An 18,776-nucleotide genomic window follows, 5' to 3' on the forward strand; every position below is an offset into this window, starting at 1 on the left:
CCGTTCAAGGGCCGATGGGGCAGGACCCAGGTCGCGGTGGCCATCGCCAAGGACGTCGTCGTGCGGGACCTACCGGAGGCGGAGGGCACCGTCACCCGTACCCACGAGATCAGCGAGGAGAGCACCTCGGGGCAGGGCGTGACCCGGCGCTGGGGTGGCGGCCTCACCCTGGGAGTGGGCAACACCACCCACACGACCGGCGTTCTCGGCCCGGTCGTCCTGGGCTACGGACTGACCAAGAACGTCACTGATGTCTCCGACACGCGTGCGCACGCCGAAGCGGAGACGTACAAGGGGCCGATCCGCAAGCGCCGGGTGGAGTTCACCGTCGTCGTCCGTGTGGGAGGCCCGGATGGCGAGGCGGAGCGGGTGGACGGCGGTGTGGCGACGGTGTGGACGCGGGAGCGTGACGCGGCGGCGCCGACGGGTGACACCCGGAGCGTCGTGCCCACCGATGCCACCAACGAGACGGAGGAGGCCGCCGCGCCGCAGCCTTCCGTCCGGGAGCCGGCGGGGGTGAGCCGGTTCACCGTGGCGGACCGGCTGGACGCCGCGTACCGGCTCCCGGACGAGACGGTGGAGGAGATCGCCGGCCGGGTGCTGCACCGTCTCGACGCGGAGGGACTGCTCGACGCCGCTCGGCTGCCGGACGCGGCGACGGAGTTGCGCGCCTTCCTGCGGGAGCACGCGCGGGAGTTGGCGATCGGCGGGGACGGTGTGCGGTTCCCGCTCAGCGCGTGGCGCAGCGGCGCCCCGGACGTCTTCGTCCGCGGCATGCTGAGGTCTGCGGACGGCCGGTACCTGGGCGACGGCACGCAGGTGACGCTGACCGGTTCCATCGCCGCGAGCCATGCCCAGAACACCGCGGTCACCAAGCGCCAGGACAACTCCGTCGGCGTGGCGGGCGCCGGCTTCATCGTCCCGGACGAGGACGTCGAGTACCTCGGGACCGGACTGGCGTACAAGTCCAACCAGGTCGTCACCCACAAGGTGATGCAGCGGCTGGGGTCCGAGCGGTCGCTGGGCGGCGGCACGGGAATCCATCGCTTCGACTTCCCGGTCGACTTCGAGGTCCGGGTGGGTGGCCGCTGGTCGGTGCCGGGCGAGGTGGCGCGGTGGCGCGAGGCGAACGGGGCCGCGGGCTACGCGGCTGCGACGATTCCCGGCCGGGTCGAGGTGGCGGTGCCCGGGCGTGCCGTGGTGCCCCTGGCGGAGCCGTCGCAGGTGCAGGCCGAACCGTCCGCCCCGGTGTGGCAGGAAGGGGACGCGCCGCCGCCGGACCAGCGCGAGGGACACCTGCCGGCCGGTTACCAGCTGGACTCGCTGAAGCCGGTGCCGGGGCTGCAGAGCACGGTGGCCAGGATGCTGGCCGCACCGCGCGGGACGAGCTGGCGGGAGCTGTACCGCCGGCCGCTGATGGGCAGCGCCCCGGCCGCGTTCGACCAGCACCAGGGCAAGAACTGGCTGGAGCGGAAGCCGGACGAGATCAACGAGCGCAACGCCTCGCTGGACGTCCTGGAGAATTTCACCAGTCCGGCGGCCCGGATGGCCGGGTTCGAGCGGACGGTGGGCTTCAAGGACACCGTCCGCCTGAAGAGCCACAACCGGGCGGGACTCGCGGGCAGCCGCGAGCTGTTCGCGCGCGTGGACCTGTCGGCTCGGCTCGGCGACCCGCGGATCGTGGCGGTCGACGAGGAGCACAAGTTCGGCGGCACGCGCTTCGGCGAGGCCGAGCGGACGTCGGACGTCCAGCAGGGATGGGGCCTCAGGGGCAAGCTCGGCGGCGGCATCCTGACCCCGCTCACCGACCTCCACACCTACGTCGGCGCCGAAGCCGGCGGCGCACTGACCTATGCCGAGACACAGGGCACGTCCGCCGTACGTGCCGCGAAGGACGTGTCCGCCGACGAGTGGGTCGAGCGCGGCTACCTGGTGAGCTTCGACGCGACCTACGAGGCGGGCACGACCAAGGGCCAGGCCTGGCAGGACCTTTCGACGCTGATCCACCGGACGCCGGCGGAGGAGCGGTCGTCCTGGGTGCTGGTGCCCGACGCGGTCACCCTGTGGGTGCCGGCAAGTGAGATCCACCGGATCGGTGAGCTGACCGAGTCGGACATCGACAAGCTGGTGGCGGACGACGCCGAGCGGTACGTCGAGGCGGCGGCCGACGCCGGCCTGGACACCGAGCCGGAGCCGACTGCGGACACGCAGGTGGAGGAGTCGCCGGCGTCGGCCGAGGTGCAGGATGTGCCGGCGGTGCGGGCGCCTGCCAACGTGGGCCGGGGCAGCGGACGTGTCGAGCTGTACCGGCTGGAGGCCGGTGGAGAGCTGGTCCAGCAGATCGCACGCCGACTGGACGAATGGTCGGTGGAGAACGGGCGGACGTCGCGAAGCTGGCTGGACCTCGCGTACCGCGTGCTGGGGCGGCCGGTGCGGTCGCAGGCCGAGCCGGCGCGGGTGGCGAAGTTCGACCGGATCAACGACCGGCTGGTGCACGACGTGCTGGGCCCGACGCTGCCGGCGTCCGGCTTCAGCACGGTGATCGAGGAGATGCTGAACGGCGGGCGGCCGGTGTTCCTGGCGGGCGACACGGCCTTCGGCAAGGTGGAACAGCTGGTGGTGCTGCGGGCACGGCTGGGCGAGGGGCGCTACCACGCCACGCTCTCCCGCCACACCACGCGGGGCGGCCTGGAGACGACCGAGCGCGCGGCCGACACGACCGAGTCCGGCTGGTCCGCTCTGTGGGGCCTGTACGCCGTCGCCAATCCGGGCGTGGCGAAGCGTCCGGCCGCGTTGCTCATGGCTGGAATCGGCGGTGTCCACTCCTGGACCACGAAGTGGGAGGTGTCGAAGGAGGTCGCCGAGTCGCTCACCAGCTCCGGCTCCGGGGAGGGTGTGCAGTTCCTCCACGACCTGATGGTGACGATGGACGTGTACCCGCACGCAAGTCCGGGGACCTACAGCAAGCGTCTGCCTGACTGGATGCCCAAGTTGGGCGGCCGCTCGTTCGGCGGCTCGTGGACCGCGCAGTTCACGCTGCCCGGTGCGGCGCGCTCCACGGTGCCCGCGGAGGAGGTGCTGCCCCCGGCGGACGAGGCGGGTCCGTCGGCCGAGGCGCCGGTCCAGGGTTCGATGGCGGAGTGGCAGCAGAGTGCCGGGCTGCCGGTGGGCCTGCCCACGAAGGCGCTGGTGCGTCCGTTCGACGCGCCGGGGCTCCACGCGGTGCTGAACGACATCGCCTTCGGCGGCCGGGAAGGGCGGCCGGTGCTGCGTCCGCATGCGGGCTTCGAGCTGCAGGCCCAGACGGGTTCCGAGCTGCTGCGGTCGAAGCTGCCGGAGGCGATGTCGCCGAAGGGCTATGTGATCGAGGTCGCCGGGGACGCGCTGGCGCACGTGACGGTCAGGGCCGACCTGGTGGCGCGCGAGGTGGTCCGGGTGCTCCGCGGCTCCTCCCTGACCAGGACCGCCGCCGACACCTCGAAGGCCGGGACGACCTGGACGAGCGCGGGTGAAGCGGGCCCGATGTGGTTCACCGACCTCCGCGAGCCGTCGATCCACGCCGGGAGCCACACCTCGGCGAACCGGCCCTTCGTGCTGGTTGCGGACGTGTACAGCACTTGGCTGACGTATGGGGAACCGACGTCCGTGGCAGGGGACACGACCCGCAAGGATTCGCAGGCCGAAGCGGAAGGCGATACCGGCCCCCGCTACCTGGTGCGGCTGACGCCGCAGTGGACGGTCACTCCCGCCTACCGGGAGAAGAAGCTCTTCCCCGCGCGGCGTCGTCCCGTCCCCGCGGAATGGCGGGCGCCGATCACCACCGGGCCGGACGAGCCCATCCTGGTGGTGGTCGACCAGGAGGGGCTGGCCCGACTGGGCCTGCAGGCGCCCGGTGACGACACCGGCCCGCACACCGGGAACGCGCAGGACGGCCTCAGCGGCGGGCGGACTCCGTCGCAGCGCGCGCTCCCGACCGTGCAGGAGGAGCAGGAGGAACAGCCGGAGCAGGAGGAACACGAGGAGCACGAGAGCGATTTCGCGGAGCAGCCGCCGCAACCCGCCGCCGACCCGGCGGTGCGGGTGGTGGAGGAGCCGCTGCACGGCGCCGCGCCGCTTGCCGGGTACCGGCTGCGGCGGACCGACACCGCGGCGACCGAGACGTCCCCGGCGTCCTCGCGGCTGGAGTTGGTGGATGCCGCGGGTGAGGTGGTGCCGGATCTGACGGTGCTGCCGCGTGAGGACGGCGGGTTCGTCGTCCAGGGAGCCGAGGGCACTCTGTACCTGGATTCCCGTGTCCGATTCGAGTACCGGGAGCTGGAGCTGCCGGGCGTCGACCATGTGGTGCGGTTGCGGGAGTCGGTGGGCATCGAGGGTCCGCTGGAGCTCCTGGACCGTGAGGGCGTTCCGGTCGAGGGCGGGCGGCTGGCCCGGTTCCCGGACGGCCTGACCGTCACCGTCCCGCTGGCGGGTCCGTACGAGGGCGCTGTGGCGGAGTGGCGCTTCGACATCAGAGGCGTTCTGGTTCGTCACGTGCTGCCGCAGCTCGGCCAGTCGTCCGGCAGCGTCTCGGGACGTGGGAAGGCGCCGATGGGTGCTGTTGAGGCACCGTCGGCCGATGTGCCGGCGGAGCAGCCCGCTGAGCAGGAGGCGTCCGGCGACATCACGGAGGAGGAGTCGCGGCAGGAGCAGCTCGCCGAGCAGGAGTCGTCCGGGGACGCCACGGACGAGGCGCAGGCGGAGCCCGGCAGCGGGCAGCGGGCGCGGTGGCGGCCGGGACTGCTGCCCGTCCCCGAGGGGCTGCCCGCGGTTCCCGAGTTCCGGTTGGTGGTGCCGTCGCCGGAGGTGGTCGCCCGGTACGAGCTTCTGGGTCTGCCGGCTCTCCCGGAGGTCGTGGACGCGGACCTGAGGCAGGTTCCGGGCTGGAAGGTGGCTTCGCGGTCGGACGGCGGGTACACCGCGTCCGATGCGAACGACGAGGTGCGCTGGCAGTTCGGCGCGGACCGGTTGCCGCAGGCGTTGGATGTGCGGTTGGCGGGGACGGAGGACTTCCTGCGGTTCGCCGCCGGTGAGGACGGTCCCGAGCGGTCCGTCGTGGGGGCGGACCAGTACGAGCTGGGAGAGGTCCGCGACGCGTCGGGCGCACTGACCGAGGTGTGGGTCAGCACGCCCGGCGACGACCTGGGGTGGCGCTTCGACGGGAACGGTGTGCCCCGGGACGTCGAGGTGTCGCTGTCGGGCGAGGGTCTGCCCGATCACCTCGCGGGTGCGCTGATCCGCAAGCGCCGGGTCCCGGTCTCCGAGAGCGCGCCCAGGGGCTGGGTCGCGGAGCTGGTCGCCGACGACCCGTGGGTCGTCGCGTCCCACAGCCTGGAGTCGACCTCGGACGCGTACGTCCTCACCGACCGGGTGACCGACGATGTGCTCCGGTTCGGTACGGACGGGGTCCTGGTGCCGGTGCGGCAGGCCCCTGAGGCGCCGTGGCGGGCGTGGCTGCGCAGGCTGAACGAGGGGCTGGCCGCGCAGCGGGCGCCCCGGGTGAAGCCGCAGAGCCACGTGGGCACGGTCGGTGTGGAGTTCGACCCGGAGCTGGCCCGGATCTTCAACGAGTCGCTGCCGAAGGCGCGGCCGACCCGCACGGGCGGTGAGCCGGTTTCGTGGCTGGTGCCGCTGATCTCGCGCGATGCCACGGACTTCCTGCTGCGCATGCAGATGGACCCGTCGGTGGATTCCGAGGGGCTCGACGAACTGCGGGCCAAGGCCCACGAGGCGTTGTGGGCGGACGCGCGGCGGGCGCTGGAGGAGGCCGGGCCTGTCGCGGACGCGGCGGGGCACTCCGTGAACGGGTTCACGGTGCTGCCCGCCGATCCGGACGGGCTGCGCCCGGTGGTGCACGAGGCCACGGGCCTGGAGACCGTGTTCGGGCGCCGAGGTGAAGTGGCCTCGTACCAGATCTACCTGCACGAGGTACCGCCGGAGCTGGCGGGACAGCCGATCCAGGTCACCCGCCAGCTGAACGGGGAACTCGATTTCGCATGGGCGGACACGACGCAGGTCGGTGAGCACCACGCCGTCGCCTGGGCGGGCGACGAGACCGGGGCGAGCACCCGACGCCAGTTCGGCATCAGTAACCTGCGCACCGGGGCAACGCACTTCTTCGGCGCCGAGGGCACGCTGATCGAGACCGTCGAGGCGCCGCGGGGCTCGTCGTCCCAGGCCGATGAGATCGAGCAGGCCGAGGTGCCCGCCGACGCCGCGCAGGTGGGTGAGCAGCAGCCGGAAGTCCCCTCGACTCCCGCCGACGCCATGCAGGTGAGCGAGCGGACGGACTCCTCCACAACTCCCGCCGAGCCGCAGCCGCAGCCTCCGCACGCCGAAGTCCCCTGGTACATGGGCCAGGACGGCGTGGACGCGCACGGCGAGCTGAACATCACCGCCGTCGACGCCTGGGACGAGGCGCTGATCCGGCAGTGGGCCAACAACATCGCGTACGTGGTACGGCGTGACGGCGACAGTGCCGAGCTGGAGACGGGCATCCGCGAGGGCCTGCGCACGCTGCTCCGGGACGGGTCGGTACCCGAGGCGCTGCGGGCGGGCGGGCACACCGCCGGCACATCCGCTGCCGAACGGGAGCGGCGACTGGACTTCTGGGAGACGGCCCTCCAGCGCGGGCTGCTGCTCACCGCGGGCGGTCGTGTGGTGTGGCTGCGGCCGGTGCTGCGCAACGTCAAGCCGTTGCCGCCGGGTGCGTCCGCGGTCGAGCAGTACACCCTCAACTGGGGCAGCCTGGCCACCACACACAAGTCGGCGTGGGAGCAGGGCTGGGGCGGCGGGACGACCCTGCTGGCGGCTGTCTCCACCGGCGCGAGGACCGTGGCGTCGGTGACACCGGCACCGGTGCTGAGCGTCGAGGCGCACCGCACCGGCGAGACGCAGACGAACCGCACCGTGGTCTTCGACCGGAAGGTCTGGATGCAGCAGAGCACTCCGTTCCGCGCGGGCCTGCAGCTTCGGATCTTCGTCGACGGCGAGGAGCGACCCCACGACCTGGTCACGCCCGCCCGCTTCACCGTGCAGCTCCCCAAGTCCCTGACCGCCACCAGCGCTCTGCGGCACGTCACCCACGACGTACCTCCGCGCGACGGCGAGCAGCAGGGTGCCGGGCGTCACCGGGCGCGGACCGTCGTCAACGCGATCGACCTGATCCCGCTGGCCACCGAGTTCGAGCGCCGGCTGCACACCGCAGGACTGCCCGCCGACGTCGTACGGGCCCTGATGGACCGGACCCTCGTCCAGCTGAACGAGCGGTCCGCCATCAACCGGAGCAGGTACCTGCTGGCCAACGAACTGGTGACGGACCCGGTGTCCCTCTCCACGGGCCTCGGCCGGTCCTTCCAGGGCCATGTGGCGATCAGCGCGACGATCGAGGGCCTGGAGTACCTGGGCGACACCACCAAATTCCCTGTCCGAGAGGACTCCGCCAGCACGCAGGTCGTGCACCGGAAGCAGGGCGCGCGCAACGGCTTCTCGCTGGGCGGGCGGATCACGGTGGGACCGGCGGAGTTCTTCGCGCTCACCGGCGAGGTCAAGCGCGGCACCGGTCACGGCCTGGCCGTGTCGACCGCCACCCACACCATTGTCCTGACCACCGACGACCATGCGCGGTACCGCAGCTGGCTGAACGTCACCATCGAGGTGCGCTCCACCACACACCGGATCGAGCCGGTCACCCGTATCGTGCCGGCCGAACTCGGCGTCCCCAGCCATGAGGCCGCCGACTTCGAGCGCCGCGTGCTCGGTCAGGACGCCCCGCTGCTGCGGCAGCCGCGGGAGCCGGACGGCCCGGTGGAGGCACGGCCGTACGTGCGGTCGCTGCTCGCCGAGGCGGCCGAGCTGGGCGTCGGCCTGTCGGACACGGCGTACCAGCGCCCGGAGCGGCTGGACGCGCAGTTGCCGGATCCGCACGAGCGCGAGCCGCTGGCCCTGGCAGCGCGCAGGGGCGTTGGCTTCGGCACCCTGCTCGGGCTGCCCGGCGCCGAACTGGTCCACGACCAGATCCGGACCGTCATCGGCCTGACGCACCAGCAGCTGACCGGCCGTCGGCTCAAGTTCACCCGCCGCCTGCCCTTCCTCAAGATGGGCCGCCCCCGGGTGAACTGGGCGGGTGCGGACAAGGAGCTGCTGACCTCTTTCGGGCGGCCGTCCCTGGAGACCGACCTGGCGCAGCTGATGTCGGGCGTCGAGCACTCCGTGCGGCTGGGCGGCCGGACGTACCACGTGTCGGTGACCGCCCGGCTGCGGGAGCGCGTCGGCGGCGTCACCGGCGACGAGGCGCGGCCCATGTCGCTCAACGTCCGCTCCGGGCAGGGTGCCACCATCTCCGGAGAGCGGAAGAACAGCTGGAGCCTGCGGGGCTTCCTGGGTGCACGCGGCCGGGTCAAGCTGACCAAGGCCGTGCGGCTCCAACTCGGGCAGGCGGGTCTGACCGGCGGCATCGGAAGCGGTACCGGGCACCAGTTCTCCGGTGCGGCGAAGTCCACCCAGCGTGCCGACATGGGCGGCAAGGCCGACGAGCACGTCTACGACGTCGTCTACGAGCTGTCCGTACGCACGGACGGTCACCCGGAGCAGCAGTGGTGGATCGACAAGCCGGACGAGGTCGTGGCCCGGGTGGCCGTGCCGCACCTGCACGTGCCGACGGAGAAGATCCCGGAGGACGTGCTGCGCGAGGCCTACCAGATGGAGCCGCTGGAGTCGCTGCCGGCCCAGGACCGGCAGGTGGACTTCGCCGGCCATGGCACCGCCGCCGTGTACCGGTCGATCGTCGCCCCGCCCGAGGTGGTGCGTGCGGCGGCGGAGATGTACCGGAAGGCCAACGGCCATCCGGACACATGGCTGGCGGACCCGGCGAACTGGCCCGCGGAGATCAAGAAGCTGTTCTCACCCAACGAACTCGTGGCGCACTTCCCGTCGCTGACCAGTGACCAGGGACGGCTGGCGGACCTGCCCGACGGGCCCGACGGGTGGCACCAGGCCCTGCGGCTGCGGATCGTCGCCGTCGACCCGCACCACGTGCGGGCACACAGCGGCGCCGGCTTCCAGCTGTGGCAGAACACCAGCGGGACCGCCAACTACGAGCGCACCGGCGAGCGCACCCGTGCCCTTGGCGTGGCGGGCCGATTGGGTCCGGTTCTGCACCTCGGCCACGACGGGGAGGAGGGCGACGATTCGGCCGCGACCGGCGTGGAGCGGCTCTCGACCGGTGAGCAGCAGTCCTCGGCCGCACAGCACCACGAGCTGACCGTCCAGATCGGCGGCACGCTCGGCGGCGGGTTCGAATGGGGGTGGGAGACCGGCGACGGCACCGCCGTCGGGCCGGTCGGCATCACGCGCGGCACGTACGGCGGACCCAAGCACACCTACCGAGCCCACGCGGTGTTCCAGATCACCCTCGACCGGTGGCGCAAGCCCCACCTGACCGACCCGCTGACCCGCAGCGCATCCGGCACGACCAGCGACGATCTGATGCTGGAGGTCAAGCACGGCCTGGAGTTCGTGGTCCCCGAGCGGCGCATCTTCGACCTGGACCTGCCGGTACCGGACGGCGTGAACCGCGTCGAACCGCAGCCGCCGACCGGTCACTTCGACCCGGCACTGCTGGCCGGAGGGACCCACCCGGAGGTGCTGAAGGCCGACGGCGTGCTGGAGAAGATGAAGCAGTGGCTGACCGAGCGGGGCCTGCTGGTGGCCGGCTCCGACGGTTCCGGCCACCAGTCGAGCCTGCTGCTGAGCGCCATCGAGGCTTCCTACTCGCCCGCGGCCCTGCTCGACCAGTTCACCCTGCTGAACACCACCGGGGTCACGCGGTGGCTGCCGATCGGGTCGGCCTTCGGTGCCAACCTGTGGACCAAGGTCACCGCCGAGACCCTGGAGCCGATGTCGCAGCACGACCGGCCCGAGATGACCATGATGCTGCGGGGCAAGGCGATCACCGAGAAGACGGCCAGCACGTCCCGCTCGACCGAGGCCGAGGCCCATGGCGAACTGCACGGCCGGGCCGGCACCTCGACGGTCGGCGGACTCCAGGCAGTGGCCGGCTGGTCCAGGGAGGCGAGCACAGAACACGAGGTGCACGAAGAGAGCCTGGACGTCTACTGGGGGCAGACCCGCAACCCCTCGGTCGAGTTCCAGCTGCGGCAGCGGCTCAAGATCGAGATGGCCATCACCCAGCAGCAGCCCGAGGTGCTCGCCGCACCCGTCCGTGCCTTCCACGGCGTGACGCTCGCCGTCTCGAGCCTGATGGGCCGTCGGCGTCGCGCGGCGGCCCGCCTCAGGCAGCACCCGTCGTTCCTCGCCCGGTTCCCGCGGCTGCCCGAGGACGGCGTCGTCGACGGCTGGGTACGGGTCGTCATTCCCGCGCACCTCGTCCGGCCGGGCCAGGCGCCACAGCAGATCGCCGACCCTGCCCAGGAAGCCGACCCGCCGGTGTGGGAGACCGAGGAACAGCCGTTGAACGACGCGCTGGTGGACCTGATGTCCGAGCACGGGCATCCCTGGGCGCTGCCTGCCGCAACCGAGATCAACCGCTGGGCCGTCCTGCCCGCGGCGCCGACCACCTCGCGTCCCCAGCCGGCGGCGCCGGAGTCCTGGCGGCCGGACGGCACCACGCTCTTCGGCATGCTGTACGACCACCTCACCAACGAGGTGCAGATGCGGCTCAGCATGGAGCGGCTGCTGCGGCACGAGTACCAGGTGCTGGTCGGCGGCGAGCAGGTGACCGCAGGCATGCGGATCACCCGCGTCACCGCGTTGCCGGAGTCCGACGTGGAGATCCTGTCGCGCCACTTCAACCAGGGGCGCGAGACGCAGGAGCACCTCAGCGGCGCAACCAGCGCGTGGTTCGCCGCGATCGGCCCCGTCGTCGGCGAGGAGGCCGACGGAACGACGCTGCGGGAATCGCTGCCTCTCCGTTTCGAGGGCCAGACGTCCGGAGAACGGGCCGCGGAGTCCGAGGAGATCATGGAGCGCAACATGGTCACCGTCCGGCCGTTCCGCTACTACAAGGCCGACGTCGAGGTCGTCCTCTCCGGCCCGCACGGGAAGCTGCTCGTCCAGGCTCCCGGCGGCCTGTACTTCATGCTGCCCATCGCCCTCGCGGACTCGCCCGCCCTGCTGGACGTCCTTGCCGAGACCCCCGAGGAGACAGCCGAACCGGTCGCCGCAGAGGCCGGGGGAACCGAGCCGCAGACGGTCACGGCGGAGCAGGAGCAGGAGCCGCCCGCCGACGGGTTCGCCACGACCACTCACCTCAGCGGTGCCATCGAGGAACTGGAGCCCACCGGGGATGGTTCGGAGGGCTCGGTGTCCGAAGTACCGGTGCTTGAGGAGACCGATGACCAGCGGGCCGGAGCGGAGACCACCGAGGCCAGTGTCGAACGGTTCCTCGCGCTGATCAGCCGTGACCAACGCACTGCCGGAACCGGCAGCGATACCGACGCGGAACGACGAAGGGAACAACGCTCAAAATGAGACCAGGAGACGACGCCCCCGGGCAGTCCAGCGGGACGGACGGCTCTGCCGGACAGTCCCAAGCGCAGGCTGCGCCTGCCGCGCCCGCGGCGCCGGTGCAATCCGTGCCGGACGCCGATGCCGGAGCCGAGTCCGGACAGCAGGCCGGCGCCGTGTGGGATCAACCCCTGCCGTGGGCCACGTCGCATGGCGACGGTCAGAAGCCGCAGGACGACGGTCAGAACGAGAGCAGCGGGCAGCCCGAGTCTGCGCAGGCCGAGCCTTCCGAGGACCCGGCAAGCCCGACCGTGCGGGCGGCCGCCGTCAGCGATGAGGGCGCAGACGACGTGGAGGGCCACGCGGAGGCTGACCGTGAGGAGTCCGACGCCGAAGTGTGGCAGGCGGCTGTCGCCGAGCAGCGGCGCGGTGCGCATGCGACGCCGGCTCCCTTGCGGACTGGTGCCGCCGGCGGTCACGCCGTCTCGAAGTGGCTTCTCGGCGTAGCTGTCGCGGTCGGCGGTCTGCTCGCGGCCGTAGGGGCGGCCGAGGGGCTCGGCTCACATCCGTCCGCAGCGACGGCCAAGGAGGATCCGGAGCCGATCCTGGGTCCCGACAAGGGCATCGGCGTGGCGGGCACCCCGAGTGCAACGCCGACCCCGACGAAGACCCCGTCGAGCCACGCCCCGGCACACCCCGGCAAGAAGGCCGTGACCGGGCATTCCGTGGGCGCGGCGGCCGGCCAGGCCGGCAGCGATCACGCAGCCGGGGGAGCGAACGCGGCCCAGACCTCACCCCAGCGGGCGACCGTCAAGTCCTCGGTGGCCGCGCAGAGCAGTTATCTCTCCGTCCAGACCTCTGTGAAGTCCCCGAACCAGTACTGGAGCCAGAGCCAGGTCTCCGTCACGACCATCAAGAAGCTCACCGCGCTCAAAGTCGTCGTGCACATAGCCCAGACCGGCGGCGTGGCGAACACCGGCGTCTGGACTTCGCTCGGCAACAAGGTCACGGTACACACCGGGAGGGCGTCGGACGGAGGAGCGGACTACGTCGTGACGCTCAATGAGGGCGTCACGATCGACCCCGGAAACTACGTCTTCCAGTTCGGGTACAACCACGACCAGGGCACCCGCGACACGGTCCATGACCTGTACGCCGTGGTGGCCACGGCCCCCGGTGACGACGGCACGGAGAGCCGGAACGGACGTTTCTGACGTCGGCCCGGTTCCCGCCGTCGCGTGACGGGCGCCGCCCGCCGCAGCCGGGTCGTCACCGGGCAGCTGGGGCCGCGGCGTCGGGTTCTTCCGAGGAGAGCCGGTCTTCCCGGACAGGGCGAGGTCGCCCGTCCGGGCAGGCCCCGGCGGTGGAGTCAGGTGCGGGCCGCGAGCGGCCGTGCGCCTGACGCCGCCACGACACCATGCCGGTCACGATTCGACAGACGCTGCTCAGATGATGCGTCTGGGAGCCGGCCCCGTGGAGTCGCGCAGGATGATGCGGTTGAGTTCGGCCGCCGCCAGCGGTCTGACAGGGGGCTCGCCGTGCAGCAGAGCCAGCAGCCGGCGCACGGCCTCCCGCCCCTGGCGTTCGCGGTCCACGGCGACGGTGGTGAGGGTCGGCCGGAAGCAGCGGCCCAGCTGATCGTCGTCCCAGCCGAACACGCTGACGTCGCGCGGCACTTTGACGCCCAGACTCTGCAGACCCAGGATGACGCCGAACGCCACCTGGTCGGAGGCCGCGAAGACGGCCGTCGCCCCGGAGCCCGCGATGACCTCCGTCGCCGCCTTCCAGCCTGACTGCGGGGTCCAGTCGCCCCCGACCACCCCACACGACTCGAGCCCGAGGTCCGCGATCGTCGCCTCGTACACCGCCTGCCGGGCCTGTGCCGAGGCCCACTCGGGGTGGCCGGCGACGTGAACGAAGCGGCGGTGGCCGCGGTCGGCCAGATGGCGCAGGAGGTCGGCGGCCATCGACGCGTCGGCGTACGCACCGAACGAGCGCAGGTGGTCGTCGTACACGCCGTCGACGACGATCGGCACAGGGAAGTCCGCGAGTGCCAGACCGTCGGCGCGCTCTCCCAGCGTCGTGAAGGACAGGATGCCGTCGGTGCTCTCCGGCTGCAGGAGCGCCTCCAGCCGGGCGGCGCGGGCGGCGGCGTCGCCTTCGAGGCCGACCACGTCGAGCAGGTAACCGGCCTCGTGCGCGGCCGCGGCGGCACCGCTGAGGACGCTCACCGGAAAGCGATCCGCGGAGGTGGGGATGATGACGGCGATCCGGTTCGACCGGCGGGTGCGCATCGTCCGGGCCGCGAGGTTGGGCCGGTAGCCCAGTTCTGCGACGGCCTTGGCAACCCTGCGTGCCGTGTCCGGCCGCATCGTCGGGTCCTTGTGCAGGAAGCGGGACACGGTCTGGTGCGACACCCCGGCAAGCCGGGCGACCTCGTAGATCGTCGGGGGTTTTCCTGTGGCGCGCGGGCGCGCCGACGGCTTCTCCACCATGTGCGCATCCCCTCGCATGCCCGTCTCGCGCCCCGTCCCGATCGGTCGCCGATCAGTCTATGTGGCGGGATACCACCGGCCTTGGCCGAGTGCGAACGCACCAGCAGGCGTTAGAAGGAGACGGCATAGCTGAAACTCCTCGGAATGTGTCGCCATCAGACTCTAGAAGGCGAGTGATCGATCACACAAGGCTTTTGAGTCCTGATCGATCTGGGACGGACGGGTCGCGCAGGTCGTCGAACTGCTATCCCTGCCCTCTGCAGCGAGGCTTCGCCGAAGTTGCGAAGCGCTGAGACCACACGGCCGCCACTGGGCGGACCCCCGGAATCCCCCAGATACAAACCCTTCTTACTGGAAGTCGCACACATTCACACAGAAAAATACGCGCAGGGGATTGACGAGCCCAGGGGCGAGGGCAACGCTGTTCAGCGCTCCCGCCCCAACGCACGCTCGCAGGGCTCGCGTCGGCCATCCCCGTACTGATCGCGCCGCTGAAACCTGCACCTTCACCGTGGCCGTGACTCGCACCCGACATACGAACCAACCCGGAAGACCTGAAGGAGTACCCGTGTCCCGTCCCGATTCCGCCGACGAGCGCCTGGCCGGCCTGCGGCAACGCCTGCAAGGTCTGGCGTACGGCGGTGACTACAACCCCGAGCAGTGGCCGGCCGCCACCTGGCGCGAGGACGTCCGGCTGATGCGTGCGGCCGGGGTCAACTTGGTCACCGTGGGCGTGTTCTCGTGGGGCCTTCTGGAGCCTCGGCCCGGTGTGTTCGAGTTCGGCTGGCTGGACGAGGTCATGGACCTCCTGGCCGAGGCGGGCGTGAGTGCCGACCTGGCCACGCCCACCGCCGCGCCCCCGTCGTGGCTGGCCCACGAGCATCCCGAGACGCTGCCCGTGGACGGCGAGGGCCGCAGGGTCGCCTTCGGCGCCCGCTGCCACTACTGCCAGTCCTCCCCGGTCTTCCGGCACTACGCGGCCCGCATCACCGAACGGCTCGCCGGGCGCTACGCCACCCACCCCGCACTGGCCATGTGGCACATCGGCAACGAGTACATCGGCTACGGCTGCCACTGCCCGGTCTCCGTGGCGCACTTCCGCCGCTGGCTCGCCGACCGCTACGGCACCATCGACGCCCTCAACGACGCCTGGGGCACGGCCTTCTGGGGCCAGCGCTACGACTCCTTCGACCACGTCGGCACCCCCGCCCCCCGCTCGCGGCTGATATCGGGCCCCAACCCCGGCCAGCTACTGGACTTCCACCGGTTCTCCGACGCCGCCGCGCTGGAGTGCTTCACCGCCGAACGCGACATCGTCCGCCGTCACACCCCCGACCTGCCCATCACCACCAACTTCATGGGGTCCTTCAAGAACCTGGACTACTGGCAGTGGGCCGCCGAGGAAGACATCGCCTCCATCGACATCTACGCCAAGCCCTGGGACCCGGAAGGGCAGTTGCTGGCCGCGTACAACTTCGACCTCATGCGGTCACTGCGCGGCGGAAAGCCATGGCTGATGCTGGAGTCGGCCACCGGCAACAACCTCACCGGCGGACGCAACTCCCCCCGCCCGGCCGGGCAGTTGCGGGTGCGCTCCCTGCAGGCGGTGGCCCGGGGCGCGGACTCGGTGATGTTCTTCCAGTGGCGCGCCTCGCGGGCCGGCGCCGAGCGGTTCCACTCGGCCATGGTCCCGCACGGCGGCACCCGTACCCGAACCTGGCGCGAGGTCGTCGCCCTGGGTCGGGACGTGTCGCGGCTCGCGGAGTTGACGGGCGGGGCCTGCGACCGGGCCGAGGTGGCCATGGTGTGGGACTACGACAACTGGTGGGCGCTGGAGGGACCCGACCACCCGTCCAGCGACATGCACTTCACCGCCCGGGTCCTCGACCACTACCGGCCGCTGTGGGGCGCCAACGTCCCCGTCGACTTCGTCCACCCGCACGCCGATCTCAGCGCCTACCGCCTGGTGATCGTGCCCAACCTCTACCTGGTGGACGACACGGCCGCCGACAACATCACCGGCTACGTGCGCGCCGGCGGGCACCTGCTGATGTCGTACTTCTCGGGCATCGTCGACGAGTACGACCGGGTACGGCCCGGTGGCCATCCCGGCGCCTTCCGCGACCTGCTCGGCATCGACATCGACGAGTTCAACCCCCTCCAGCCCGGCGCCACCCACGGGCTGCAGCACGCCGGACACACCGGCACCGCCACCGACTGGCAGGACGTCATCGAACCGGCCGGCGCCGAGCCACTGGTCACCTACACCGACGGCGAACTGAAGGGGCAACCCGCCGCCACCCGTCACCACTTCGGCACCGGCACCGCCACCTACCTCGGCACCTCACCGGACCAGGAGACCATGCGCCGCCTCGTCCTGGACTGCGTCACCGGTGCCGGAGTCACACCCGTCATGGACACCCCGGAAGGTGTCGAAGCCGTCCGCCGCCGTGCCGCCGACGGCACCGAACACCTCTTCCTGCTCAACCACACCACCGACGCGGTAACCGTCGACCTCGGCCCCACTCCGTCGAGGCCTGTCGACCTCCTGGACCCCGACACCTCCGCAGCCGCCACCGGCCACTTGCGCCTGCCACCGTTCGGCGCCGCGGTCCTGCGTGACGACCCCCACAGCGAACACTGATCTCCCAGGGACCCGTCCCACCCATAGAAAGGTCAACTCCATTGCAACCCGCTGGTGTTCAAGTTCCGGATGCCCTCTTCTTCGGGTCCGGCCGGGCGGTGCTCGACCCGGGCACGGGTGCCCCGGTGCAGTTCGTGGACGAGCAGGACCGAGCCCGCCGGTTCCTGCTCGACACCGATGTCACCGCGTGGCACTCGGTGGAGCACCAGTGGGGTTCGGGGCACCTCGTCACGGACCGGGGCGGCGCCCGCTGGCACACGCCCGCCGAACTGCGCGTCGCGGACGGGGGCACAGAGGCGGTGCACCCGGTGCTCCCGGGGGTCCGCGTGGAGGTGCGGCGCTCGGTGCACGAGGACGTGCTGCGCGAGCGGTACACGGTCGTGAACAGCGCACAGGAGCCGCTCACGATCACGGGGCTGGGCATTCAGACACCGTTCGCCGACCTGTACGACACGGCCGAGGCATCCCTCGACCGGGCGGTGCATGCCCACCTGTTCACCGGAGGCACGTGGGCCTGGGCGCTCGCGCAGCCGATGTCCGGGGAAGGCCGGTGTCTGGGGCTGATCGTGCGGGAGGGGGCCCTGCGGGCGTACTCGGTGGAGTCGCGCAACCAGAGGTCGAACTCCCATGTCCGCGGGCACCTCGTCCTGTTGGTCACCGACCAGGCACGCAACCCGCAGGCGTTCGGCGGCCAGCCGGTGCTGCACCTGGGGCCGGGGGAGTCCACGACCGTGGAGTGGGAGCTGGCCTGGTACGCGTCGGTCGAGGACTTCACCGCCGCGACCAGGCCGCCTGCCGTGTTCTCCGCCTATGCCGCCGAACTCGGCGAGCCGATCGTCATCGAGGCGTCATCGGTGAGCAGCCCGGATGCCGGTGTGAAGGTGGAACGTGAGGCGGACGGCCGGTACCGCGTGCAGGCTTCCCGCCATGGCAGTTTCACGCTGGACATCGGGGACGGCGCCCGTACCGAGGTCCTGTTCCACCTGCCGCTGGAGGAGGTCGTCCGGCGCCGGGTCGCCTACATCACGCGGCACCAGCGGGCCCGGGAGCGTCCTGGTCTGCTCGCCCACGCCTTCGTGCCGGTGGACACCCGGACCGGCCTGACCCAGTCGACCAACGGCTGGCAGGACTGGACGGACGGATCCGAGCGGATTGCCATACCGCTGCTGCTCCAGGCCGCCGCTGCACGCGGCTGGGCGGACCCGGGCGAGATCGACCCCCTGCTCGACGGCTGGTCCCGGTTCGCCTGCCGCTATCTGCTCGACGAGAGCAACGCCCCGCGACGCGGCTCCCAGGAACACCAGGTCCGGCTGTACGACACCCCGTGGCTGGCGCAGTTCTTCCACGACCGGTACCGCGCCCACGGCCACGAAGAGGACCTCGACCGCGCCGCCGGCATCATCGAGCGCAGCTTCGAACTCGGCGGCGCCATGCACCTGTCCATCAACCTCTCCCCGGTGACGCTGGCCATCAGTGGCAGCCTGGACGCCACCGGACAGACCGACCGCGCTCAAGCTCTGCGGGGCCAACTGGTCGACAGCGCCCGGAAGTTCGTACGGATGGGCAAGCAGTTGCCGCCACACGAGGTCAACTATGAGCAGTCCATCGTCGCGCCTCTGCTGGACCTCCTCAGCGACGCCCACACCCTGACCGGCGACCCCGTCTTCCGCGACGCGATCGCCGAACGGCTGCCCTGGCTGCTGGCCTTCGGCGGCCCGCAGCCGCACGCCCGGCTGCACGGCGTCGCCATCCGGCACTGGGACGGCTTCTGGTTCGGCGCCGACCGGCTGTGGGGGGACGTCTTCCCCCACTACTGGAGCACCCTGACCGCCGCGACCCTCCTGGGCCTGCCGGCCACGCTGCGCACCGCACACACCGACCGCATCGCCGACGTGATCCTGCGCGCCAACATGGCCAACTACCGTGAGGACGGCTCCGCCACCTGCGCGTTCGTCATGCCCTCGACCGTCGACGGCAGGGCCGCGCACACCGCCGACCCACTCGCCAACGACCAGGACTGGCACCTGGTCCTGTGGATGCGGGCACAGGAGCGAGCCGGATAATGGAGTGCTCCGGCGGCCGTTCGCCGTTACGGTGAAGCCTGTTCAGGTGCGCAGGTTGCGGCTACTTCTCCT

At 71.5% G+C, this 18,776-nt stretch carries 5 protein-coding genes (1 of these 5 only partly in view); 4 read left to right on the forward strand and 1 reads right to left on the reverse strand.

Annotated features, from left to right (window positions below):
• Window positions 1-11,526: the final stretch of a hypothetical protein gene (locus ACWD4J_RS38065; protein ID WP_451400116.1), read on the forward strand. It extends 23,640 nt beyond the left edge of the window; 11,526 of the gene's 35,166 nt are visible here — the last part of the coding sequence; its start codon lies beyond the left edge, outside the window; it ends in the stop codon at window positions 11,524-11,526.
• Window positions 11,527-11,630: 104 nt separating this feature from the next.
• Window positions 11,631-12,716: a hypothetical protein gene (locus ACWD4J_RS38070; protein WP_451400117.1), complete on the forward strand. Its 1,086-nt coding sequence runs from the start codon at window positions 11,631-11,633 to the stop codon at window positions 12,714-12,716.
• A gap of 231 nt (window positions 12,717-12,947) precedes the next feature.
• Here ACWD4J_RS38070 and ACWD4J_RS38075 read toward each other — a convergent pair whose 3' ends face one another.
• On the reverse strand, window positions 12,948-13,997 hold the full coding sequence (locus ACWD4J_RS38075; protein WP_451400118.1) for a LacI family DNA-binding transcriptional regulator: 1,050 nt from the start codon (window positions 13,995-13,997) through the stop codon (window positions 12,948-12,950).
• A 568-nt stretch (window positions 13,998-14,565) separates the two neighbouring features.
• Between ACWD4J_RS38075 and ACWD4J_RS38080 the strand changes: the two genes are divergently transcribed.
• Window positions 14,566-16,641 carry a beta-galactosidase gene (locus ACWD4J_RS38080; protein ID WP_451400119.1) on the forward strand — a complete coding sequence of 692 codons (2,076 nt, stop codon included), beginning with the start codon at window positions 14,566-14,568 and terminating at the stop codon, window positions 16,639-16,641.
• A 125-nt stretch (window positions 16,642-16,766) separates the two neighbouring features.
• On the forward strand, window positions 16,767-18,704 hold the full coding sequence (locus tag ACWD4J_RS38085) for a hypothetical protein (RefSeq protein ID WP_451400120.1): 1,938 nt from the start codon (window positions 16,767-16,769) through the stop codon (window positions 18,702-18,704).
• Window positions 18,705-18,776: the final 72 nt, after the last annotated feature.

It is taken from the genome of Streptomyces sp. NPDC002577 (assembly GCF_053594815.1).